The 830-nt window shown below is 41.7% G+C and carries 1 protein-coding gene and 1 pseudogene; both read left to right on the forward strand.

Features of this window, described 5'->3' with window-relative positions:
• Nucleotides 1–267, forward strand: a 267-nt coding sequence (locus tag R7Z50_RS26240) for a tetratricopeptide repeat protein (RefSeq protein ID WP_318149577.1), incomplete at its 5' end; no start/stop codon positions are given.
• Between the two features lie 330 nt (nt 268–597).
• Nucleotides 598–830, forward strand: a pseudogene (locus R7Z50_RS26245) (alkylphosphonate ABC transporter); the annotation flags it as partial.

An 830-nucleotide genomic window follows, 5' to 3' on the forward strand; every position in this document is an offset into this window, starting at 1 on the left:
TTGAAATCACAAGATAAAGACAAAGCAAAATACTACTTTACGCGAGCTATCGATCACGACCCACACCGCCCAAAATCGATTCTCCAACTGGCTAAACTCGAAATAGAAAGTGGCAACTTTACCGATGCAAGAATTCGACTGATGCGATTTAATCAAATGTACGGTGTGAAAAAACCGTCACTGCAACTTATGATCGAGTTAGAACGTGCGGCAGGTAATGAAGCGCTAGAGCAAAAATACGTAAAACAGTTAGAACGCATGTCTTAACGAGCCACACTAATAACCCAAACAGCATAAGTCTTTGCTTAACCTCTCATTTTATTTTCAGGCTCACTTACACCGTTCAAGTTAAGTGAGCCTTGTTTCTCAGAACGCCGACAAATCCCCTGTTTCACTTGTGTTTCAGTCACTGAAAGAGCGACATTACTCCTGTACTTAACATTCAAAATCGGTACTATTTGAAAGATACGTGACCGAGTCACTTTTTGAGTTCTAACTCAATAATTACTGAATGATTGTGCGCTTCGTTGAAGTGCAATTTGCTTTTATTATGAATCTTGTCGTTCAAGAACACATACCCAAGGATGTTGACGCCGGATGAAACCTGCCTGCACACTCTTACTGCTTGCTTCTTTAAGCTCCCCCTTTCTTGCTAGCGCTCAACCCGTCAATGACCTCGTATTTACCGTAGGTATCGTTTCCGACAAAGCAAAAAGTAAAATCAAAAAGGCGACACCCTTTGCTCAATATGTATCCGGAAGGCTGAATCATCTCGGTTATACCTCTGGGTCTGTACAAGTCTTCAACAACTATGGACAACTTGCAGTTGC

The organism is Vibrio sp. 1249-1 (genome assembly GCF_033340495.1).